This window comes from Micromonospora tarapacensis, from assembly GCF_019697375.1.
GTDB lineage: Bacteria > Actinomycetota > Actinomycetes > Mycobacteriales > Micromonosporaceae > Micromonospora > Micromonospora tarapacensis.
This window is the reverse complement of record NZ_JAHCDI010000004.1, coordinates 4320313-4341935: the sequence shown is the minus strand read 5'-3', so window position 1 is coordinate 4341935 and position 21623 is coordinate 4320313. Positions and strand designations below refer to the sequence as shown.

Below are 21623 nucleotides of genomic sequence, written 5' to 3'. Positions count from 1 at the left end.
GACACCCCTCCCGCCCGCACTGTGGATTCCCACTGTCGCAGCATGCCCAATGCGGGCCAGGAATTCGACAATTGTCGGCGGGTCACCGACTACGGCCGCCCCATGCCCCGGTATTCCCAGCCGGCCTGCGTCCACAGTGCCGAGTCGAGGCAGTTGCGGGCGTCGACCACCCGCCGCCCGGCCACCAGGTCACCGAGCGTGGTCGGGTCGGCGTTGCGGAAATCGGCCCACTCGGTGAGAACGCAGACCAGGTCGGCGCCGGTCACCGCCTCGGTGATGCCGGTCTCGTAGGCCAGCTCCGGCACCGCCCGGCGGGCGTTCTCCATGCCCTGCGGGTCGTAGACGTGTACTTCGGCCCCGGCCTTGTGCAGCAGTGCGGCGACGGAGAGGGCGGGGGCGTCGCGTACGTCGTCGGTGTTGGGTTTGAAGGTGGCGCCGAGCACCGCGATGCGGGTGCCGGAGAGATCGGGGCCGGCGGGGCCGGAGCGGCGGCCGAGCAGTTCGGCGGCGAGTTGGAGGACCCGGGTCCGGCGGCGCAGATTGATCAGGTCGACCTCGTGCAGGAAGCGCAGTGCCTCGCCGGCACCGAGTTCCTGGGCGCGTGCCTGGAAGGCCCGGATGTCCTTGGGTAGGCAGGCGCCGCCGAAGCCGAGCCCGGCCTGGAGGAAGCGGTTGCCGATGCGGGGGTCGTAGCCGATGGCCCGGGCCAGCTGGGTGACGTCGCCGCCGGCGACCTCGCAGACCTCGGCCATCGCGTTGATGAAGGAGATCTTGGTGGCGAGGAAGGCGTTCGCGGCGACCTTGACCAGCTCGGCGGTGGCGAAGTCGGTGACCACCAGGGGCACCTCGCGATCCTCGGTGGCGGCCAGGTCGAACACGCCCTTGTGGGCTGCGTAGAGCATACCGTTGGCCCACTCGCTCTTGACGCCGACCACGATCCGGTTGGGCCGCAGCACGTCGTCGACGGCGAAGCCCTCCTGGAGGAACTCCGGACTCCACGCCACCTCGATGCCCAGGTCGGCCGGGGTGTGCTTGCCGACCAACTGTTCCACCCAGTCGGCGGTGCCGACCGGGACGGTGGACTTGCCGACGATCAGCGCCTTGCGGGTCAGGTGCTGGGCCAGGCTGGTGACGGACGCCTCGACGTACGACAGGTCGGCGCCCATCCCGTCGGCCCGCTGCGGGGTGCCGACGCAGATGAAGTGCACGTCGCCGAAGTCGGCGGTCTCGCGGATGTCGGTGCTGAACCGCAGCCGGCCGGCGGCCAGGTTACGCCGGAGCAGCTCGTCCAGGCCGGGCTCGTGGATCGGTACCTCGCCCGCGTTGAGCTTGGCGATCTTGTCCGCGTCGACGTCGAAGCCGAGCACCTCGTAGCCGAGTTCCGCGTAACAGATGGCGTAGGTCGCACCGAGGTAGCCGGTGCCCAGGAAGGTCACCCGCGGCCGGGAGGCGCCCGAGGGGGGTGCCACCGCGAGGATGGCGGGCGCCGGCTGGGTGTTCGGGTACGGGATGGTCACGCCTGTCTCTCCGCTCGCACTGGCGCCGCGTGGCCGCGTCGCGTTCCGCTGCGGCGCCAGGACGGGGCGCCGGAGGGGTGGTTCGTCATCTGTGGTCCATCATCGCCGAGCGGCTTCGGTGCTCCGTCAGGGCCGAGCCTACGCGCCGGTAACATCGCCTGAACTGTGGTCGTTATCCTTCAGTCTGCGCGGTGGGCGTCCAGGTGACGCTACAGACTGCGCATGATAGCCGTGAAGGGGAGGGGCCGACATGGCCGCAGAGCAGTCATTCGACGCGTACCGGTTGCCCGAGGAGCACGAGGCGATCCGGGAGGCGGTCCGTGAGGTCTGTGCGGCGAAGGTGGCGCCGCACGCCGCCGAGGCGGACGAGACCGCCGAGTTTCCCAAGGCGTCGTACGACGCGCTACGCGCCGCCGACTTCCACGCCCCGCACGTCCCGGCCGAATACGGCGGGGCCGGGGCGGACGCGCTGGCCACGGCGATCGTGATCGAGGAGGTGGCGCGGGCCTGCGCCTCGTCCTCGCTCATCCCCGCCGTGAACAAACTCGGCACCATGCCGCTGCTGCTGTCCGGCTCGGAGGAACTCAAGCGTCGTTACCTGACGCCCGTCGCCGCCGGCGAGGCGATGTTCTCGTACTGCCTGTCGGAGCCGGAGGCCGGCAGCGACGCGGCGTCGATGACCACGCGAGCGGTACGTGACGGTGATCACTGGGTGCTCAACGGTGTGAAGCGCTGGATCACCAATGCCGGCGTCTCGGAGTTCTACACGGTCTTCGCGGTGACCGATCCGGCCGCCCGGTCCCGGGGGATATCCGCCTTCGTAGTCGAGAAGTCCGATCCCGGGGTCAGCTTCGGCGCACCGGAGAAGAAGCTGGGCATCAAGGGTTCGCCGACCCGCGAGGTCTATCTGGACAACGTCCGGATTCCGGCGGATCGGATGATCGGCCCGGAGGGCAGTGGCTTCGCCACCGCGATGACGACCCTGGACCACACCCGCGTCACCATCGCCGCCCAGGCCGTCGGCATCGCCCAGGGCGCGCTCGACTACGCCAAGGGGTACGTGGCCGAGCGCAAGCAGTTCGGCAAGGCGGTGGCGGAGTTCCAGGGCGTGCAGTTCATGCTCGCCGACATGGGGATGAAGCTGGAGGCCGCCCGGCAGTTGACCTATGCGGCGGCCGGCCGGTCCGAGCGGGGCGACGCCGACCTGACGTACTTCGGCGCGGCGGCGAAGTGCTTCGCCTCGGACGCCGCCATGGAAATCACCACCGATGCGGTGCAGCTGCTCGGCGGCTACGGCTACACCCGGGACTACCCGGTCGAGCGGATGATGCGCGACGCCAAGATCACCCAGATCTACGAGGGTACGAACCAGGTGCAGCGGATTGTCATGGCAAGACAGCTCCTGAAGGGCTGATTCGGGACTGTTCTGGCAGCAGTTTCGGTTACCCCAGAGCGCTTCCGGTCGCGTTCTGGGGTAACCGAAGAAGCCGACGGTTCTACTTGTCCTGCGCCGGAATCTGCGCGAGGACGGCCTGGCGTGTCGCGGCGATGGCCTGGTCCAGGGCGCCCGGGTCGGTGCCCGCACCCTGCGCCATGCTGTCCTTGCCGCCTCCGTGCCCCCCGAGGACCGCCATCGCCGTACGGATCAGCTTGCCGGCTTTCAGTCCGCGGGCCTGCCCCTTCTCATTCACCACGACCACACACAACGGGCGGCCGTCCTTGACGGAGAACAAGGCGACCGTAGCCTCTGTGGACGGGAACCGCTCACACACGTCCCGTGCCATCCGCCGCAGATCGTCCATGGCGATCCCGTCGCGCACCCTCGCCGCGACCAGCGCAACGCCGCCGACGTGCTCGGCCGATTGCACAAGCGATGCACTCGCCTGCATGAGACGGTCGAGCCGGAAGCGGTCGATCTCCTTGTCCGCCTCCCGGATGCGCGTGATCATGACGGCGACCTTCTCCGGCAGTTCCTCCGGCTTGCCCTTGACCAACTCGGTCAGCTGCCTCACCAACGTGTGCTCGCGCGCCAGGAAGCGGTACGCGTCCACGCCGACCAGTGCCTCGACTCGTCGTACGCCCGCGCCGATGGACGACTCGCTCATCAGCTTTACCAAGCCGAGTTGCGCGGTGTTGCGGACATGCGTGCCGCCGCACAGTTCCTTGGAGTAGTCGCCGATGGCGACGACGCGCACCCGGTCGCCGTACTTTTCGCCGAACATCGCGACAGCCCCCTGCTTGCGAGCCTCATCCAGGGTCATCACCGCGGCCGTCACTTCCAGCTCGCGGGCCAGCACTTCGTTGATTTCCTGCTCGACGTCCGCGAGCACGGAGTGGGGCACCGCGGAGGGTGAGGCGAAGTCGAAGCGGAACCGCCCGGGCGAGTTCTCCGAGCCAGCCTGCGCGGCCGACGGGCCGAGCGCGTCGCGGAGCGCCTGGTGTGTCAGGTGAGTCGCCGAGTGCGCACGCGAGACGGCACGACGGCGTTCGACGTCAACCGTCGCGAGCACGGTCGAGCCGACAGTGACTTCGCCGACCAGCACCCTGCCCGAGTGCACCAGGACGCCGGGCACCGGTTGCTGCACGTCGTGAACAGTCACGGTCGCGCCCGAGTCTGTCTGGATTCGGCCGTGGTCGGCCAACTGGCCGCCGCCCTCGGCGTAGAAAGGCGTTCGGTCCAGGACGATCTCGACGTCGTCGCCCTCGGACGCCACGGGCGAAGGGACGCCGTCGACCAGCAGGCCGACGACCGAAGCCTCGTCCTCCAACAACTCGTATCCGGTGAACTCGGCGGCCCCGGACTGGTCCGCAATACCCCGGTAGGCGGACAGGTCGGCGTGGCCGGCCTTCTTCGCCCTAGCGTCGGCCTTGGCCCGGTCCCGCTGCTGCTTCATGAGCTGCCGGAAGCTGCCCTCGTCGACCTTCAGGCCCTGCTCGGCTGCCATTTCCAGGGTCAGGTCGATGGGGAAGCCGTAAGTGTCGTGCAGCATGAACGCCTGGTCGCCGCCCAGGACGGAGGAACCGCGGCGTTTGGTCTCGGCGACCGTCTCGTCGAGGATGGCGGTGCCGGTTTTCAGTGTCTTGAGGAATGCGGCCTCTTCCGCCAGCACGACGATTTCGATACGCGGGCGGTCTGCCAGGAGTTCGGGGTACTGCTCACCCATGATCTCGATGACGGTGTCGAGCAGGGCTTTGGCGACCGGCCCGGTGGAGCCGAGTAACCGCATATTGCGGATGGCGCGGCGCAGAATCCGGCGCAGAACGTAACCGCGGCCCTCGTTGCCGGGTGTGACCCCATCCCCGACGAGCATCACCGACGCCCGCATGTGGTCCGAAACGATGCGGAGCGAGACATCCGATTTCGGATCCGCGCCGTACGGAACTCCGGTCAGCTCGGTCGCCTTGTCGATGACGGCACGCGAGGTGTCGATTTCGAAGATGCTGTTCACGCCCTGGAGGATCATCGCCAGCCGCTCGAGGCCGAGGCCGGTGTCGATGTTCTTCGCCGGCAGCACCCCGAGGATCTCGAAGTCCTCCTTTCCGGTTCCTTCACCTCGTTCGTACTGCATGAACACGAGGTTCCACAATTCGATGTAGCGCTCGTCGTTGACAGCAGGGCCGCCTTCGGGGCCGTACTCAGGGCCGCGGTCGTAGCAAATCTCGGACGAAGGTCCGCAGGGTCCGGGCACATCCATGGACCAGAAGTTCGGCCCCATGCCCAGGCGTTGGATCCGCTCCGGCGGGACGCCGACGACATCGCGCCAGATCGTCTCGGCTTCGGAATCCTCGTGGAAGACGGTGATCCACAGCCGCTCGGGATCCATGCCGTAGCCGCCCGCGTCCTGCGGGGAGGTCAGCAGTTCCCAACCGAGGGTGATCGCTTCCTTCTTGAAATAGTCACCGAACGAGAAATTGCCGCACATTTGGAAGAACGTGGCATGGCGAGTGGTCTTGCCAACCTCGTCGATGTCCGGGGTGCGGACGCATTTCTGGATGCTCGTGGCCCGCGGGAAGGGCGGCTTCTCCTGGCCGAGGAAGTATGGCTTGAAAGGCACCATGCCTGCAGGTACCAGCAGCAGGGTCGGATCGTCCGCGATTAGCGGTGCCGAAGGCACGACCGTGTGCCCGCGCTCCTCGAAAAATCCGAGCCAGCGTTTGCGGATTTCCGCGGACCTCATCAGCATTCGTCCTTCCATGTCGCCGAACGATCTGTGGAGGTCGCCCGGCTTCGCTGTGGCTTCCCATCGTGTGTGACACGTTGTCATGTGCCATCGGGCAGTCTAAGGGACGTCTCGCAACTAGGTGGAAGCGTTGCCTGGGGCGGGGCCCGGGCGGTCAAGCAGTCGTAGAACTCTCGTCGGAACCCGCCCAGGTCCCCACCGCATCAGCCGGACCACAGTCATGCACACTGGTCACCAGAACAGCCCCTGGTTATTGATGCTTCTCCCCAGACAAACGCCGTGGTCGCGGGCGGCCTGCACGATCGTGCGTGATTCCATCCGATGGCAGCCCGGATCGCCTCGCGGACCGGCTCGGTGATCGCCACGCCGACGGAGAACCGGACGTCGATGCCGTGTTCACGCAGGCTGCGGATGCGGGCGAGGAAGCCGTGTGTGCAGCCGGCCGAGTCCGAGCGCACGGGGATCGGCGTGCCGTGCCGGTGGGCGTCGGGGATCTGCTCAAGGGCGTGGTTGAACACGAGGATGTGGTCGGCGGTGGTGTTCGACGCCCTTGACGGAGGGCCGCGCCGAAGCTTCCTTCTCAGCCCGGTGCCGCGAGCACCGACAGTGCCCCGAGATCGGCCCGCTGAGCCAGGCATCGGGCCAGCTTGCGCGACTCCCGCACCAGAGCGGGCACGTCGACGCCCAGCAGCTCGCCGTCGGCGACCCGTCGCTGTCCCGCCACCCAGACGTCCTTCACCTCGCGAGCTCCCGCACAGTAGACGATCGCCTGAAACGGGTCGTGGACATTGGCGAGGGCTGGTGAGCCACCGTCGAAGACAACCAGGTCAGCGGCCTTTCCGGGGTCAAGTGAACCGACCGCGTTGTCCAGGTTCAGCGCGGCGGCACCTTCGATGGTCGCCATGCGGAGGACCGCACGCGCGGTCAGCGCGGCGGGGTCGAGCTGATCCAGACGTTGGAGGAGGACGCCGGTCTTGATCGTTTCCAACATGTCCTGGCGGTCGTTGCTGGCCGGGCCGTCGACCCCGAGCCCGACCTTGATCCCACTAGCGCGCAGCCGTGCGACCGGGCACACCCCCGATGCGAGGATCATGTTCGATACCGGGTTGTACGCTACGCCGACGCCGTACGACGCCAGGAGACGGATGTCGGCGTCCGCGAGCCAGACGCAGTGTGCGGCGAGTGTCGGCGAATCGAACAGCCCGTTCTGCGCGCAGTACGCGATCGGGCTCATGTGCCGGGACTCCCGGATGAACGCGATCTCCTCTCGTGACTCATGAAGGTGAATGTGAACTGCGTCCCCATGCGACGATGCGAAGTCAACCGACCGCGCGAACATCGACGGGGATTGCGCGGCCACCGTCGCTATACCGACGCGGAACCGGCACAGCGTGCTGCCGGCCGCGGCCTCACGTAGCGCGGCATGTTCGGCGAACACGCCCTCCACCGCAGTCCCTGACCGCCGGTCACTCGCGCCGTAGGAGACGATGCCCTTCAGGCCCAGTTCCTCTAGGCCCTGGACGACTCCGGGCGTGACGGGAGTCGTCCTCGGGTCGCAGACGAACATGTCGTTCGTCAGCGTGATCCCGGTCCTCAGCATCTGAACACCGCCGAGCAGCGTACCGATGAAGGCACTTTCCCGGTCGAGGCGGGGGGCGACGGCGTCGATCAGGACCCGAAGCCAGTCGCCGAGAGCGTAGTCCTCCGCGATTCCCGTCACGAGGGCTTCGGAGAAGTGCCCGTGAGTGTTGATGAACCCGGGAGTGACGATATCGTCGGGCCCGCCAAGAACGGCACAGGAAGGAAACCTGCCGGACAGATCTGCGAACGACCCGACGTCTGCGATCGTGTCGCCCACCACTCGCACGGCGCCATCCGAGACCATCTCGGGCTCGGACGATGTGAGGACGTACTTGCCGCGGATCAGGAAACCGGCATCCTGCTGACCGAGATGGGCCTCCCCCTCCGAAGAGATCGTCGGATGCAGAGTATCGGACGTTTCAGTCATCGGATCCGCACCCATTCCCCATGCCATGTCGGAGTCACTCGGAATTTCCACCGGCGATGCCGGACATCGGAGAGCTACGCACCCCTCACTCTGCTCTCGGGCATGAGACGAGCGGACCCTTCCAGTTCCTGAGCGAAGTCGTCCCACAGCTGCGCGTACCGCCGCGCGAGTTGCGCCATGATGGGCACACTGTATGAAGGCACCGCCGAGGCGAGAGAGGCCGATTCCAGCAGGCTCGACGCGTTCGCCTGCAACAATCGCAGAAGCTGGCGTCCGGCCTGGTTGTAGCGCAGGGAGGGGTCATGGGCGAGCCTGGTGACGACGCTGGCCGGATCGGCCACCGTCGGCAGCGCGGCCTGCAGCGGGCGCGACTCCAAGCGGCGCCGGGCTGGCGACACCCGGGCTTCCGGCGTTGCTGCTGGCCGGAGTGACCGGGGCGGATCCGGTCGGCGGCTCTCGTCGGACGCGTGCGCTTGGCTCACCGGATTTTCGCCTCGTGCCAGCCGGCGGCGCACATCGCCCACCGTGCTCGGCGATATCCCAGAACTCTTTGCCACCTCTCGCAGCGATGACTGTGGTTGGTCCGCCAGCAGCTCGGCGGCCTTGAGCCGGCCTTCCACTGTGCTCGACGGCCGGGATCTACCGTCTCGCCCCACCCGAGCGGCCGGCAGCGACGACACGTGCTGGGCCGCGTGCCGTATCTCTGCAACGATCTTGGCCGCCATGCCGACGACCTTGGCGATCGCCCGATCGGACATCTCGGCGTGAGACGCGATGATGCGTGCCGCGGCGGCGCGCCGTTCGGCGCGCGACAGCGGGAGGCCATGCGTCACATTCGCCTCGACGGCGCGGAGGAAGGCGTCTTCGGCGGTGCCGTCGAAGAACTCGACGCTGATGGATGCCTTCCCATTGAGCACCGCGGCCATGAATCGATGGGCACCGTCGACCACTTGCATCGTCCGCCGGTCCACGATGATCGGCGGGAGTTCACCGTCGACCTCCGCGAGGCGCGCTACATGCTCCTCGTCTGCTCCGCCAAGGCGTGGAGACCGACCGAGCGAGAGGCTGGCCAGCTGGACAACCCAGGGCCCCCGCCCTGCAGGGAACTCGTCGATTGCGCCACCGTCGGCCGGGGGCATCGGGTCTTCGTGGAGAGCTGATGTCGACATCGCATCAACCTGATTCAAGGCTGCATTCCCCTCGTCAATCGACCTCCGCACGGCAGCGCACAACTCTCCGCCTCACGACTTATACACGCTCGGTCGATCCTCAGTTTTTTGTAGAGATGTTCGTTATGCGGCCCGGCCTTCCTAATCGGTCCGGGATCACGCTTCCTGGCAGACCCGCGACGTGCCGGTCCGGCCCGGCCCGGACGACCACCATCTGACGGGCGGTCACAAAATTGCCGAATTGCCGCACCTCGCTCTCCTGTCGACTGCTCCTGCGGCTGTCGGCACAGGTCGGGGTCGAATATCCCCAGCAGCATGTCGACGGAGCTGCGGCGAGGTTTGAGGATCAGTCCGCGTTCGAAATTGCGGATGGTCCGGACACTGACGCCTGAGCGCTCGGAGAGTTTCTCCTGGGTGCGGCTGCGTAGCAGGCGAGGTCTGACCAGAGAATGGTTGATCACATCGATACACCTCCGGAGCGGACGGACTCGCCGCTGTCGGCGGTTACCGGCCGTATTCGAGGACTCGTCCGCAGTTCGGAGTCTGCGCCGCCTCGTTCCCGTTCTCATCCCGGGCTGGTACCAAATCATTGAGCCTGTTCCAAGCTGATCTTGCAGCTCGGGACGGGGTGTGGCAGGCTCGGTGATCGATGGGTGCGAGGCTCCAGGTAGGACAGCTGTCGACCAGGACTCGAAGCCCCGACCGGGAGCCTCGCCATGCTGTCCTGCCCCGCCACGATTCCGTTGTCCAGCCGGACCCTGAACCACCTCGCCGCACGCATCCGTGACCACCCTAAGCAACGCCGATCCCGGTGGCGGGGCCTCGAGCCCGGCCGGCAGGCGCTGCTCGCCCTTGCCCACCGGCGTAACGGCGACACCTACACCCGACTCGCGGCCGGGTTCGAGATCGGCGTCGCCACCGCCGGGCGCTACATCCGGAAGGCGATAGCGCTGCTCAGCTCGGCCGCCGACGACCTGGACACCGCCATGCGACGCATCCGGCTGCTGGCGTAGGCGATCCTGGACGGCACGCTGATCCCGACCGACCGCCCGTGGCAGCGTGCGCACTCCGTTCAAGCGGCGCCGCTTCCGGCCGAGGCTGTCAGGCAGGCAGAAGGCCGTGAACCGGGTCCACGCGACGATCCGCGCCCGCGGAGAACGAGCGATCGCCACGCTCAAAACCTAATAGATCCTGGTCAAGCTGCGCTGCTGTCCACGGCGAGCCACCGCGGTCGTGCAAGCCATCCTGGCCCTGCACCACGTCGAAGCGAACCGCTAGGCAGGATGAAAGTGGCTCATTCAAGGGTGTCTTATAATCCGCATATCCGAGGAGGGCTCGCTTCGTTGATGCTTCACGGGGGAGGTTTGCGGATGGCGGGTATGGACGGTGGCGGCCTGCGGTTCAACATCCTGGGTCCGCTCGAGGCATGGTCCGGCGGCGTCCGGCTCGAACTCGGCGGCCCGATCCAGCGCCGGGTCCTCGCCACGCTGCTGCTCGACGCCGGTCACATGCTCCCCGTACCGAGGCTGATGGAGGCCGCGTGGGGTGAGGACCCACCCGCCACGGGAGCCCATCAGATCCGTAAGAGCGTGGCCAATCTGCGCAGCCGGATTCCCGAGGGCGGTCAGGTACTCGTCACCGACGGGCCCGGTTACACGGCCGTGGTGACGCCGACCCAGCTTGACCTGCATGAGTTCACCGGCTGGTTGGACCAGGGCAAGGAGCTGGCGGCGAGCGGGCAGCCGCGGGAGGCGGCCGAGGCGCTGGGCGCCGGGCTCGCGTTGTGGCGCGGGCCAGCGCTGTCAGGGCTGGACGGCCCGGTGATCGAGACCGCCACGGTGCTGCTGGGCGAGCGTCACATGGCCGCCGTCGAGCGGTACTTCGAACTGCGGCTGTCGCTCGGCGAGACCGCGGAGCTGATCAGCGAACTGCGCGGATATGTCGGTCGGTTCCCACTGCGCGAGACGCTGTGTGGCCAGTTGCTGCTGGCGCTGTATCGCTCCGGACGCCGCGCGGATGCCTTGGACGAATACGGCAAAGTCCGGGAGCGCCTGGTCGAGAAGCTGGGGATCGACCCCGGCCCGGCGCTGGGCCGACTGTACGAAAACATGCTGCGCGAGCACCCCTCACTGGCGGCGCCCGCCCCCATCGAGCCGCCGACCGCCGCGCCCGCCGATCCGCCCCGTAACCTTCCCTACGACCTGGCCGACTTCGTCGGCCGGGAACGGGAGCTGAGTCAGATTACGGCGAGTGTGCGCAAGCGGGGCCAGCACACCCGGATCGTGGCCCTCGACGGAATGGGCGGCTCCGGCAAGACCTCGCTGGCCGTACGCGCCGCCCATCGGCTCGCCGACGAGTTCCCCGACGGGCAGCTCTACATCGACCTACGCGGCCACGCCCCCTACGAACAACCGGTCACCACGGCCGCCGCGCTGGAGATCCTGCTGCGCGCCGCGCGTGTGCCGGAGGAGCGCATCCCCGACGACGTACCGGGACGGGCGGCGGTGTGGCAATCGGAGCTGTCCGGAAAGCGGATGCTGATCCTGCTGGACAACGCCGCGGATGTCCCCGTGGTGATCGGCCTGCTGCCGAGATCCCCCGACTGTCTGGTGATCGTTACCAGTCGGGCCCGACTGGTGGACCTGGACGGCGCGAAGTGGATCTCCATCGGCGTGATGGCGCCCGAGGAGAGCACGAGCCTTATCGCGGAGGTCCTCGGCGCCGAGCGGACCGCCGCCGAGCAGTCGGAGACAGCCGAGCTGGTCCGACTCTGCGGCCACCTCCCGCTGGCGCTGCGGATCGCCGCCGCACGGCTGCGCAACCGGCCGTCGTGGTCGCTGCGCTACATGGTCGAGCGGCTGCGCGACGAGACGTACAAGCTGGACGAGCTCAACTCCGGCGAGCGTGGCGTGGCCACCACCCTGCGCCTGTCCTACCAGGGATTGGCCGCTGACTGCCGCTCCCTGTTCCTGCTGCTGTCCGTCCATCCCGGCCGTGCCGTCGACGTCTTCTCCGCCGCGGCCCTGCTCGGACTCGACGTCCGCGAGACCGAGGACCGGCTAGAGAAGTTGCTGGACGTGCACCTGCTTCAACAGCCGGACGTGGGTCTGTACGCCTACCACAACCTGGTGCGCAGCTTCGCCCTCAGCCTGTACGACCGGATGCCGAAGCAGAGCGGACCGGCCCTCGCCGGGCGGCTGGTCGACTATTATCTGGCGGCTAGCGAAGCGGCCTGCGCGGTCCTCTTCCCCGGCCGCGGCGAACGCCCCACCGGGCTGCCCCGGTCTGCGGCTTCGCTGCCCAGCTTCCGCCAGGCAGACGACGCGCAGGCGTGGTTCGCGCGGGAGGACGTCACCCTCGTCTCGGTCATCGACCTCGCCGAGCGAGAATCCCTGGACCGGCACGTGGTGTTCCTCGTCCGCAACTTGGCCTTCTACTTCAACCTCCGGGGCAGCCTGCATGAGTTCAGGCGGGTCAGCCGCACCGCGGTGGCCGCCGCCCGCCGGATCGGCGAGGCCGGGCTGCTCAGCATCTGCCTCTCCAATCTTAGTGTGGCCTGCTGGAAGCTGGGCCTGCACGAGGAGGGCGTCAGCGCGGCGCGTGAGGGCCGGGATCTGGCAGTGGTCGCGGAAGACCGCCCCACCGAGGCGCACAGCGAGGGCGCCCTCGGTCTGCACCAGAGCATGCGAGGGCAGTTCGATCAGGCACTGGGCCATCTGGAGGCGGCCGTCGCCCTGGAGCGCGAGCTGGGTACGCCCTGCGCGGAGGCCGAGAGCCTCACCGTGCTGAGCGCGCTGTACGAGCAGTGGGGCCGTTACGCGGAGGCCTCCGGCACCGCCCGGCGGGCCATCACGCTGGCCCGGCAAGCCGGCCGGCACGAGACGGAACTCGTCGCCCTCACCGACCTCGCGCTGGCGCAGGTCGGGATGGGCGAACTGGCGGCGGCCGAAAGCTCCCTGGCCGAGGCGCGGACGTTGTACGACGAGCGGACGGACCCCGGCCAGGCCGCGGTCACCCTCGCCCTGTCGGCGATACTCGCCAATCAACGCGGGGATTCCGAGGCCTGCGGGGAATACACCGACCAGGCACAGACCCTGGTCGAGCGGAGTGCGTCACCGCTGCGCCGTGCCAAAGTGAAGAACATGCTCGGCCGACTGTTCGGGGCCTGTGGTGACCACGACAAGGCGCTGTCCCTGCACGTACAGGCATGCGAGGTGGCGTCGGCCATCGGCTACCGCATGGAGGAGGCCCATGCGCTGAGGGGGATGGCGATGGCGGCCCGTGCCCTGGGCGACGAGTTGACGGCGGGCCCCCACTGGGCCGCGGCGGAGGCACTGTTCACGGCTCTCGGCGTCCCCGAAAGCCGACGTCGTGCCCCGGAGTTGTCCAGGTCGCGGGGCTCACTGCCCGATGATGATGGTAAGGCCCTTGTCCTCGGCGAGCGGATGGTTGCCGTCGCCGTCGTGGTGGACGGCGCTGAGGACGGCGATGACAGCAACGGCGGCGATCAGAGCGGCGATCCTGCGTCCCATGGTGTCTCCCTGCTAGGTCGTGCCTGCTGGTGAGACCAACATGCGGGTGTCCGGTCCCGGATCGTTCCCGCTCCGATGCCCTGCTCCCGGTAAGGAGACATCCGCACAGGTCAGGTGTGCTCGATCCGGAACGCGACGATGCGCGGACCGGCTTCGGTGAGAGCGACCTCGGTAACGGCGCGACCGGTTTGGTGCCCGGTGAGGTCGAGCGCGGCGCGTACGACCGAACGCACGGCGGCCAGCTCTTCGGTGGACAGGCCCGCGAGGGGAGCGCCGACACCGGGTGGGTTCGACGCGGTCACCTTGACCACGTCGTGCATGCCGTTCTCGGTCATCGTCTCGACGTGGAACGACCGTCCGGCGTGCGGGGAGTGCTCCTCGCCGGAGGTGTGCTCGCCGCGGGCCCACCCCTCGGCGTCGATCAACTCGTCCAGTGGGTCGGACGGTCGAGAGTCGGGGGCGGGGGGCGGCCGATAGCACCGCCGCCGGAGAGACCTGAGCCCGAGAACCACGAAGCGTTTCATGACCACACCTGACCAGCCGTGGCCGCCCGGCGGTACGCGAGTCCGGGTACCGCCGCCGCCATCCTTCCGGCCTCGCTGGTCGGGTAGGAGTGGTCGCCGGGTAGCAGCGTCATGCCGAACCCCGCGCCGACGCAGCGGTCCCGCCCGGGAACGTCGGAGGTTGGCGTGACACCGTTGCCGGCCCCGCCGAACACGTGTAGAGGGGCGGTGAGTACGGACAGGTCGGACTCGAGGTAGTCATCGACATGAACTAAGTCCCTTCGAATGCCGTCCATGAGGTCCTTCACGAAGTCGGGGTGATCCAGCAGGCCGAGCCGCAGCCCGTGTCGCGTTCAGCCCCACGATGGAGGGGCTGATCACGCGTAAGCCTCCTCCGCTGAACGGACCTTCCACTCAGTACAGCTGAGCCGGAGCAGGTCACGATCAAGATCAATAGCGCGACAGCTACGCTTCGGGCGCGGGAGCACATGAACCTCACAGACCGAGCTGTCTGAGCAGCGCAAGGCCGTTGCGGTCCAGTTGGTAGAAGACCCGGCCGCCGAGCCGCTGCTTCCACACGAAGCCGGCATCTGTCAGCACCGCGAGATGCTGGGAGACCGTGCTCTTGGCAAGCCCCAGTGCCTGGGCCACAGCCGTGGTCGTCCTCGGTTCCACCAGAACGCGTACGACCTGTGCCCGCGCCCTGCCGAGCAGCAGTGCCAGCCTGTCCTCGGCTTCCCGGGACACCGACCGGGCCGTCAGCACGTGGAAATATCCCGCCGCGCGTGCCTGGTAGGACATGGCCACCCGATCGTCGTGTTCGACGAACAACCTGAGTCCGCCCGCGAACACCGTCGGCACCAGAAGGAGTCGCGACCGGGTGAGGTTGCTCGCCAGGTCACGGTGATAGGGCGCCGTGAGAAGGGGATTCGACCAGAGCACACGTCCACCGATCTCGTGGAGCATCGCTTCGGGCCCTTCCACGGCGAGAGTTCGGCCGCGTAAGAGGATCTCGTCCTCCAGCGATGAGCGTATCGATGCCCAGTAGGGGGCGACCGCGTGGTCCCAGTACCTCTTCAGCAACGTCACGGCACGGCGCACACCGGGGTCGCCTCCCGATGTCTCCACCAGGCGGCTGAGCTCGACCGTGATGGTGTTACGCGTGGGGTCCGGTACAGGCAGGGCTGCCGGGACGATCAACGACGGCTGCGGCGCTCGCAATGCCTCAACGAGCTCTGCGGTGAGTTTCGCGGGCGTCGTGTCTCGAACGGTGCGTGCCCAGTTCGCATACGGCGAGGGGGCCTCGCCCCGGTACCTGGCGAGAATTCCCAGGCTTCCGATCGTCTCCCACAGCGGGCTGAACGCCAGACGCATCGTGTGCAGGCTCTCGTCGTCGACCCTGAGTCTGATCATGACGCTGACCTGAGGTCGGGGGAACAGTTCACCACTCGACCCAGCCCCTGCCGGTGAGGTCGCCGAGGAACTTCCCCGACGTCCTCTAGTGCTTCCTGCTCGTCGATGCCGCACTCCGCGGCGATCAGTCTGGAGATGTCGGACACGGTGCATGCGGCATCGAGAGAGGCGAAGATCAGCTGGGCTGGTCCGGGAAGCAGTTGGGCCTTGTCCTCGTCTCCGATGAGGAAATCGCCCTTGACGAGCCGGATGCGGATTCCGAGGGTCCGCCGAGACACAGCCTCGGGGCTGCACGGGACCGGTGGCTTCACGAAACCTCCACGCCCATGGCGATGTCCTGGCAGAAGGTGAGGATGCTCTTGATCCACGGCCTGGGATCAACGGGGTCGTACGTCTGCATCGTCTCGAGCGCCCAGTACGTCTCGAATGACACGGCCGCGGGGGCGGCCGCCTTGAACCGGTTGGGTCGCCACTTGGGCTGGTGGCTGCCAAATTCTCCTTCACTCTCGAGCAGGGCGTCGATTGCGTGCCCGAAGGCGTTCCGGGCCGAGATCGCCGCGCATTCCAGGTGCCCCGCTTCCATTTGACCCAGCGCGTCCTCGACGGCGTCATCCACCTCGCCCAGGGAACGGACGAGGAGGAAGGAACGGAACGCTGACTTGGCGAGCTGTCGCCGACGCTCGTGGACCCACTCCTCACCCATCAGCGGCAGGCAGTTGCTCAGGCGGGAAAACATGAGCTCTTCGGCCAATGTGAGCACGCCGCCGGCGGACGTTCCCCGTTCGTAGGCGTCCCAGGAGACCTTGTCGAGCATCTGGTCGACCTGGCTGTCGAGCCAGTATTTGATCTCCCACCGCTTGTTCTGCGCGTAGAAGATCTCGCTCATGAGAAAGGGAGGGTCCAGCGGGATCGGGATGTGATCGCCCTTGCCGGGGTAACGCTGCGACCTGGTGACGATGCAGATGTCGAAGTCGCTTCGCGCGTTGTGCCACCCACGGGCGGCCGAGCCGACGACGAAGGCCGCGAGTACCTCGTCCGGCAGCAGGTTCCGTTCACGGAGCGGGTCGAGCCATTCGCCGGCGGATGTTTCCTTCATCGTGTTCCTTTCCTTCCGTCACTGCACGACGCGCCCCACAGCCGGGTCCGTCCTTTGAGGCTGCGGATTCAAGGCCGTTGGCTGATCGTGACCCTGCGCTCTTGCGGCTTTTCCAACGCCTCCAGGTCCCTCAGCCCGCCTATGCGACTGAGGAGGATGATCGTTGGAGCCATGAGCGCACCGGTGCACACCAGCCACAGCGCGGGATGCAGGCCGAGAACCGCGCCGAGTACGCCGCTGAGCGCAGACCCAGCTGGCAACGCACCCCAGGAAACGAAACGGACTGTCGCCATCACGCGGGAAAGCAGTTCAGGGGGCGATTCGGTCTGCCGGTGGGTTCTTGCCATGATACTTCCGATGACGACGCCGAAGGCGAAGCCGGCGTTGCCGATCGCGAATAAGGAGACAGTCCCGGTGGACGTCGTCAGCGGGATCACGACTGGCGGGCCGGATCGGAACAGCGCGGCGCCAGCTGGAGCTCAGGTCTGCTCGGCGGCGCGCTCGCGGGCAGTCGGAGCAGAAGCCAGGCCAACTGCCCTGCCGCCGCGAGCATGGCGACCTGAACGGTGCTCGCGCCGAGAACGGTAAGCGCCACGAGCGGCAGCGCCACCAATGTCAGCGCCAAGCCCGTCTTGGCTGTCGTCGATGCCAGCCAGAACCGCCAGAACACGCCTTCCATACCGGGTCTGCGGCTGGCAGGAGCCAGTACGGTCATCAGGAGAACTCTCTCGGGATGTGTAGGAGCGGCGCTCCGTCGGCCACGGTGTGGGATGTGGAGCCGCTGTCGAGCAGACCGGAACTGTCGAACTCCTCCTGGGTGCGGGCGTCGTCGAGGACACCGGCCTCCGCGAGGTACCGGACCAGGGGAGGCGGCTTCCGCAACTGCGGCCCGCACGGTCCCCGGAGGCCAGGTTTCGGCGATGACCTGCTCGATCTCCGATGCGGTCAGGCCGACGGCGGTCAGGTGTGTCACCGCCGGTTCGTAGTCCGGTTCAAGGAAGGCATAGACGACCGACGGGAGGAGCGGACCGATGGCACGGCGCTCCTGAGGCGTCAAGGCCGGCCACAAGTGCCGGAGCAGCGATCGGAAGTGGACGTGATGTCGCCCCGGGGGATGTCCGATATCAATGTCTCGCTGACGATCGCGAGGAGGAGCGACTCCACACCTTTGATATGCGGGGGCAGTCGTTCTCCGAGCTCATCGAGCCGGGGCACGAAGGCTCGTGGTGTGCGGATCGGGCTCTGTTGTGCTTACGCATTTGGATCACCTCCTGTCATGGGAATCCAGGAATTGAGGCCGCTTGCGGTGTGCTTGCGATCCCGACGAGAAGAGCAAAGCATTGGGCGATCTCAGCCGTCTACGGATTCGTCTCTGACCGAACACGTGGCCGTATCGGTAGTTCGCTAAAATCCGGCGATCGAGGTCAATGCCGTGTCCGGTGGGGACGAGGTCGATCAGGGCGTGGAGCTCGGAGGTGGGTCCGTGTCCGTCCATGCTCACCACCATCTACTGAGGGCGACAACGGGCGTGAGTGCAGGAACGAATGGCGCGTAAGAAACCTTCCGGGAACCGGTTCAGGTGTGGTAGTGGCGGACCAAGCGGCGGGGTCATTACGAAATAGTCCTAATACTCCAGCCACACCTGGTGGAGTAGCAGTCTTCGCTGGTAGTGGGCTATTTCAGCGCGGTACTGGTGTCGACTTCGCCATCGGACCATCGATGGATGTGGTCGAAGGGTCGGGTGGGTGGTGATCAGGTGTGCCAGTAGACGACGGACCTCGCCGAGGGTGAGAGGAATGAGGCCGTCATCGGATTCGGCGCCCCTTTTTGGCGTGAGCGGCGGTGACAGTGAGGTAGGCGTGGGCCAGGGGTTTCGCGTAGCCGGTTGAGGTGCGTCTGACCCGGCCGTAGACAACTCGACACCGAGAAGGACCACACCCGCCTATGTGGTGTTCGGTACCCCATGGCGAGCGTGCTCGTGGTCGCGGTAGGTGCGGTGCTGGCCACCCTGTGGCGGCTGCTGATCCGCGTCGACGCCGAGACGCTGACCGCGGTCCTGACCGACTGGCTGTGCTCCCGACCACCGGTGGCGCCGCCGCCGGCGCGGCGGGTCATCCCCGTGGACGGCAAGGTGCTGCGCGGCGCGGTCCTGACCGAGAGGCGGGTTCACCTGCTGTCGGCCTATGACACGTCGACCGGTGTGGTCCTGGCGCAGGTCCAGGTCGCGGGGCGAATGAATTCCGGCGCTCGCCCCGCTGCTGGAGCAGATCAAGGCGCGTCCGGGCAGCCTGACGGGTGTGGTGATCGTCGCGGACGCCCTGCACCCGCCGGTCGCCCACGCGCGCACTGTCGCCGCACCCGTAGGACCCGCACCGTGGAAGCGCTCACCCTCCAGACACCAGGCGGCATCGGCTCCCCGCACGGCCAGCAGGCCGAGCGGGTCACCCGCACCGTGGCCGGCAAGCGCACACGAGAAACGGTCTATCCCCACCAGGTCGATTCCGCACGCTGGCGTGGCTGCGGGCGTGCACGTCCGGCCCGGCGTTCGTACGCTCAGAAAACCCCGGGCCTCCCGCACATGCGGGAGGCCCGGGGTTACTGCTGGCGCCTGCATGCCGTCCAGGTCAGCCGGAACTGGCGCGGGCTGCCGCTGGCGGGTAGACGTCGTCGAACATCCCCTCGTTGAGTCCTTCGAGATGGCCGAGGACTTCGTCGAGGTTGGTGACGTCGGCGTACTTCATATGAATGTCCATCAAGCTCACCTTGTGGGAGAGCACCGCCCGGTCGAAGACCGCCTCGTGCGGGATGGTGACACGAAGGTCGTAGGAGATGGCGTCCACAGCCGTGGCCCGTACGCAACCGCTTGTAGTCGTGCCCGTGATGATCAGCGAGTCGGCGCCGAGCATCGTCAGGTGACTCATCAGCGGCGTACCGAAGAAGGCCGAGGGCTTCCGCTTCTCGACGACGATGTCATCGGACTGCGGTGCGACCTCGGCGACGATCCGGTTGCCCAGGTGTCCTTTCACGTCCACCACGTCATCGCTGCGGGTGCTCTTCGACGTCCAGACGCCGAGGTCGAATCCATCCGGGCGCCGCGGGTTGGTCGTGTAGATCACCGGCAGCCGTTTACGCCGGGCGACCTCCAGCAGTCGCGCGATCGCTGGTATCGCCGTGGTCCACGCGACCTCGCCGCAGGAGTACCGCCAGCGTTCGATCGACTCGAGGATCGGCTCGGGCCGGTCTCCGCAGAAGTTGTAGTTGACGTCGACGATCATCAGCGCCGGTCGTCGGCCGAATCCTGCCCGACGTCCCCAGCCGGCGGCTTCGAAGACCATCCGGTCTGTCTCGCCGAGGACGTCCGCCCAGACCTCGTTGTCGTAGGCGGCGGCCTCTTCGGTGATCCCATCACCCCGGTTGTTGTCCCTCATCGCCCGGCCTCCCCACGCCCGTCCGCGCGCACCGAGGTGTAGAGCTGGGTCTCCGCGCTGAAGCCGGGCCGGCTGAAGTCCAAACCGCTCCACCGGCGATGCGACATGTCGACGGCGGTCGGCTCGGCGATCGGGTAGGTGCACGATGAGCTTTGCGGGTACCGGGCCAGATACTCGCCCCGGGCTTCGCCTACCGGACGCATTCCAGGGGAGTCGTCGGCCCATTCGGCGGTGACCTTGCCACGCATGATCGTCTTGACTGGCCAGCCGTGGAAGGTGTGGCCTTCCATGATCGACCATCCGGCCCGGGTGTTGATGTGCTCCTTGCCGACGGTGACCTCGCGTCCGGCGTCGACGATGACCATGTCCGCGTCGAAGCCGGGAAGCAGCGAGCCCTTGCGGCCCCAGAGACCGCTGGTCTTGGCCGGATTCTCGCAACTGACCTGAACCAGGCGCTCCATGCTGATCCGGCCCTTGCCCACGCCTTCGGACAGCAGAACGGGCAGGAAGAGCTCGACCCGGCTGAAGCCGGTACGGCAGTCCCAGATGTTCGGGTTGTACATTTCCTCGAAACTCGCCGGCTCCCAGCCAACCACATGATCGGACCCGACGACGTCCACGGTGCCGTCGGCCAGCGCCTGCCACAGGGCGTCGATGTTCTCCCGGCGCCGCAGCGGCACGTTGATCCGCCAGCCGTCCTCCGGCTGCGCCCACAGCCACGCCGGGCCGGTCTGCGCGAACACCCGCGCGCCTTCGGCGCGGGCCTTCGCGACCTCCTCGAAGCTGAGGCGCGTGGTGCAGTGCTGAAGGTACAGCGGAGGATTCCCCGGCGTCTGCTGCGCCAGATACGCGTAGGCCCGGATGTGCTGTGCCTCAAGGAAGTCGGGAGAACGGTCCGTCCAGGCGCCGAAGTCGGTGCGGCCGGCCGCGCGCAGACGGTCTTCGAAAACCCGGCCGATCTCCCAGTTCTCCGGGTGGATGTGCACCATCCCCGGGTAGCCGAGGTGGGCCACCTGCTCCATCACCTGGTAGACGGTTCCGTCGTCGATGCCCGTACCGAGGCCCGCGCGCCGAGACGGCCAGTTGCTGTCGTCGCCGTCCCGCATGGCCTTGAGGCCGCGGGTCTGTAGGTAAAGCTTGAACGACGTGACGCCATGCCCCTCGGCATACTCCTGGATCTCGTGGGCCTGCTCATCGGTCTCGAGCATGTAGGTGAGATAGGCGTCGACGTGCGAAACGCTCTCGATCACCTTCCGGGCCGAAGGGAACGCATGATGGAACGAGACCACGTCGGCCCGGTTGACGACCTCTTGGAACGGCTCGGTACCCATGCGCGTCACCGGCGCCTGGATGCCCCAGGTGGTCACCCCGGCGCACGCCGCGGTCCGCGACTCGGTGCGCATGTCGTATTCGAAGGGCACGTAGCAGCCGGGATGGGCCTCCGAGTCGACGACGCCCGGCAGGATGAAATTCCCGTACGCATCGATGCGTTCCTTCGCGGGTGGCAGCAACTCCTCGGGTGCGAGGGCGACCACCTTCCCGTCCTTGACGCCAACCGCCACGTTGTAACGTCCGTCGCCGAGTACGACGGTCCCGTTCGCTACGACGAGATCAAGGATTTCACCAGCCACGATAATTCCTCCGGTAAGTGCGCGATACGTGACGAGCGCGCGGAATGTGATGCAACCCGCGCATTGACAGGGCGATACACCGATCGGCGGACGAAGTGCAATCGGGCAGGCGGATCGTCTGATCTGATGAAGGGCTGCTGCCTGG

The 21623-nt window shown here is 67.3% G+C and carries 16 protein-coding genes and 2 pseudogenes; 4 read left to right on the top strand and 14 right to left on the bottom strand.

The genetic code is table 11. From position 1 onward, the window contains the following. Window positions 1–89 precede the first annotated feature (89 nt). Window positions 90–1517, bottom strand: a complete 1428-nt coding sequence (locus tag KIF24_RS25700) for a UDP-glucose dehydrogenase family protein (protein WP_221086231.1) — start codon at window positions 1515–1517, stop codon at window positions 90–92. A 250-nt stretch (window positions 1518–1767) separates the two neighbouring features. On the opposite strand from KIF24_RS25700, the gene KIF24_RS25695 reads away from it, so the two are divergent. After that, window positions 1768–2931 (top strand): acyl-CoA dehydrogenase family protein, encoded by a 1164-nt coding sequence (locus KIF24_RS25695; RefSeq protein WP_221086230.1) that lies wholly within the window; start codon window positions 1768–1770, stop codon window positions 2929–2931. A gap of 82 nt (window positions 2932–3013) precedes the next feature. Here KIF24_RS25695 and alaS read toward each other — a convergent pair whose 3' ends face one another. The 4 genes and pseudogenes from alaS to KIF24_RS25675 all read right to left on the bottom strand — a co-directional run bounded on the left by alaS (window position 3014) and on the right by KIF24_RS25675 (window position 8893). Then, on the bottom strand, window positions 3014–5695 hold the full coding sequence (alaS, locus tag KIF24_RS25690; RefSeq protein ID WP_407940012.1) for an alanine--tRNA ligase: 2682 nt from the start codon (window positions 5693–5695) through the stop codon (window positions 3014–3016). A 317-nt stretch (window positions 5696–6012) separates the two neighbouring features. Beyond that, window positions 6013–6285, bottom strand: a pseudogene (locus KIF24_RS25685) (IS1380 family transposase); the annotation flags it as partial. Further along, a complete protein-coding gene (locus tag KIF24_RS25680; RefSeq protein WP_407940011.1) occupies window positions 6279–7583 on the bottom strand; it encodes an amidohydrolase family protein in 1305 nt (434 codons plus the stop codon). The pseudogene KIF24_RS25685 and the gene KIF24_RS25680, both read right to left, overlap by 7 nt. Before the next feature lie 197 nt (window positions 7584–7780). Further along, a complete protein-coding gene (locus KIF24_RS25675; protein ID WP_221086227.1) occupies window positions 7781–8893 on the bottom strand; it encodes a ParB/RepB/Spo0J family partition protein in 1113 nt (370 codons plus the stop codon). A gap of 698 nt (window positions 8894–9591) precedes the next feature. Here KIF24_RS25675 and KIF24_RS25670 point away from each other — a divergent pair. Both KIF24_RS25670 and KIF24_RS25665 read left to right on the top strand, forming a co-directional pair. Further along, window positions 9592–10153, top strand: a pseudogene (locus tag KIF24_RS25670) (transposase family protein). Between the two features lie 92 nt (window positions 10154–10245). Further along, window positions 10246–13440 carry an AfsR/SARP family transcriptional regulator gene (locus KIF24_RS25665; RefSeq protein WP_221086226.1) on the top strand — a complete coding sequence of 1065 codons (3195 nt, stop codon included), beginning with the start codon at window positions 10246–10248 and terminating at the stop codon, window positions 13438–13440. Between the two features lie 77 nt (window positions 13441–13517). On the opposite strand, the gene KIF24_RS25660 is transcribed toward KIF24_RS25665, so the two are convergent. The 7 genes from KIF24_RS25660 to KIF24_RS25630 form a co-directional block, all read right to left on the bottom strand. Continuing rightward, window positions 13518–13931 (bottom strand): hypothetical protein, encoded by a 414-nt coding sequence (locus KIF24_RS25660; RefSeq protein WP_221086225.1) that lies wholly within the window; start codon window positions 13929–13931, stop codon window positions 13518–13520. Beyond that, a complete protein-coding gene (locus KIF24_RS25655) occupies window positions 13928–14218 on the bottom strand; it encodes a hypothetical protein (protein ID WP_221086224.1) in 291 nt (96 codons plus the stop codon). The genes KIF24_RS25660 and KIF24_RS25655 overlap by 4 nt, the downstream gene beginning before the upstream one ends. A gap of 187 nt (window positions 14219–14405) precedes the next feature. Further along, on the bottom strand, window positions 14406–15323 hold the full coding sequence (locus KIF24_RS25650) for an ArsR/SmtB family transcription factor (RefSeq protein WP_221086223.1): 918 nt from the start codon (window positions 15321–15323) through the stop codon (window positions 14406–14408). Window positions 15324–15630: 307 nt separating this feature from the next. Then, window positions 15631–16419: a nucleotidyltransferase domain-containing protein gene (locus KIF24_RS25645; protein ID WP_221086222.1), complete on the bottom strand. Its 789-nt coding sequence runs from the start codon at window positions 16417–16419 to the stop codon at window positions 15631–15633. 68 nt (window positions 16420–16487) lie between these two features. Beyond that, a complete protein-coding gene (locus KIF24_RS25640; RefSeq protein ID WP_221086221.1) occupies window positions 16488–16856 on the bottom strand; it encodes an MFS transporter in 369 nt (122 codons plus the stop codon). Beyond that, complete coding sequence (locus KIF24_RS25635; protein ID WP_221086220.1) at window positions 16853–17134, bottom strand: hypothetical protein; 282 nt, start codon at window positions 17132–17134, stop codon at window positions 16853–16855. The genes KIF24_RS25640 and KIF24_RS25635 overlap by 4 nt, the downstream gene beginning before the upstream one ends. After that, window positions 17134–17301, bottom strand: a complete 168-nt coding sequence (locus KIF24_RS25630; protein ID WP_221086219.1) for a hypothetical protein — start codon at window positions 17299–17301, stop codon at window positions 17134–17136. The genes KIF24_RS25635 and KIF24_RS25630 overlap by 1 nt, the downstream gene beginning before the upstream one ends. A gap of 1081 nt (window positions 17302–18382) precedes the next feature. Between KIF24_RS25630 and KIF24_RS33450 the strand changes: the two genes are divergently transcribed. Then, the gene (locus KIF24_RS33450; protein WP_230415896.1) at window positions 18383–19105 is read left to right on the top strand and encodes a hypothetical protein; all 723 of its coding nucleotides are present in this window, start codon (window positions 18383–18385) and stop codon (window positions 19103–19105) included. Here the strand turns inward: KIF24_RS33450 and KIF24_RS25615 are convergent. After that, entirely contained in the window at window positions 19044–19847 is an 804-nt protein-coding gene (locus tag KIF24_RS25615; protein WP_221086218.1) for an isochorismatase family protein, read from the bottom strand. The genes KIF24_RS33450 and KIF24_RS25615 overlap by 62 nt on opposite strands. After that, on the bottom strand, window positions 19844–21478 hold the full coding sequence (locus KIF24_RS34770; protein ID WP_221086217.1) for a dihydroorotase: 1635 nt from the start codon (window positions 21476–21478) through the stop codon (window positions 19844–19846). The genes KIF24_RS25615 and KIF24_RS34770 overlap by 4 nt, the downstream gene beginning before the upstream one ends. Between the last annotated feature and the right edge of the window lie 145 nt (window positions 21479–21623).

Excerpts from the sequence above, each read along its gene's own strand:
- KIF24_RS25695 (WP_221086230.1), top strand. The coding sequence starts at position 1,768 with ATGGCCGCAGAGCAGTCATTCGACGCGTACCGGTTGCCCGAGGAGCAC.
- KIF24_RS33450 (WP_230415896.1), top strand. The coding sequence starts at position 18,383 with ATGGCGAGCGTGCTCGTGGTCGCGGTAGGTGCGGTGCTGGCCACCCTG.
- KIF24_RS25680 (WP_407940011.1), bottom strand. The coding sequence starts at position 7,583 with ATGGTCTCGGATGGCGCCGTGCGAGTGGTGGGCGACACGATCGCAGAC.
- KIF24_RS25650 (WP_221086223.1), bottom strand. The coding sequence starts at position 15,323 with ATGATCAGACTCAGGGTCGACGACGAGAGCCTGCACACGATGCGTCTG.
- KIF24_RS25660 (WP_221086225.1), bottom strand. The coding sequence starts at position 13,931 with ATGAAACGCTTCGTGGTTCTCGGGCTCAGGTCTCTCCGGCGGCGGTGC.
- KIF24_RS25645 (WP_221086222.1), bottom strand. The coding sequence starts at position 16,419 with ATGAAGGAAACATCCGCCGGCGAATGGCTCGACCCGCTCCGTGAACGG.
- KIF24_RS25615 (WP_221086218.1), bottom strand. The coding sequence starts at position 19,847 with ATGAGGGACAACAACCGGGGTGATGGGATCACCGAAGAGGCCGCCGCC.
- KIF24_RS25635 (WP_221086220.1), bottom strand. The coding sequence starts at position 17,134 with ATGACCGTACTGGCTCCTGCCAGCCGCAGACCCGGTATGGAAGGCGTG.
- alaS (WP_407940012.1), bottom strand. The coding sequence starts at position 5,695 with ATGAGGTCCGCGGAAATCCGCAAACGCTGGCTCGGATTTTTCGAGGAG.
- KIF24_RS25665 (WP_221086226.1), top strand. The coding sequence starts at position 10,246 with ATGGCGGGTATGGACGGTGGCGGCCTGCGGTTCAACATCCTGGGTCCG.